A 253-nucleotide genomic window follows, 5' to 3' on the forward strand; every position below is an offset into this window, starting at 1 on the left:
GTGGGACAGATGATTGGGGTGAAGTCGTAACAAGGTAGCCGTATCGGAAGGTGCGGCTGGATCACCTCCTTTCTATGGAGAATTGATGAACACTGTTCATCAATATAAGTTTCCGTGTTTCGTTTTGTTCAGTTTTGAGAGAACTATCTCTCATATATAAATGTATGTTCTTTGAAAACTAGATAACAGTGTAGCTCATATTTTTTAATTTTAGTTTGGTTAAGTTAGAAAGGGCGCACGGTGGATGCCTTGA

At 39.1% G+C, this 253-nt stretch carries 1 rRNA gene; it reads left to right on the top strand.

Annotation, left to right across the window (positions count from 1 at the left end):
* Positions 1-72 (top strand): 16S ribosomal RNA (locus MR109_RS29950); the annotation flags it as partial.
* Positions 73-253: the final 181 nt, after the last annotated feature.

This window comes from Bacillus cereus group sp. BfR-BA-01310, from assembly GCF_022664325.1.
GTDB classification, from domain to species: domain Bacteria; phylum Bacillota; class Bacilli; order Bacillales; family Bacillaceae_G; genus Bacillus_A; species Bacillus_A paramycoides.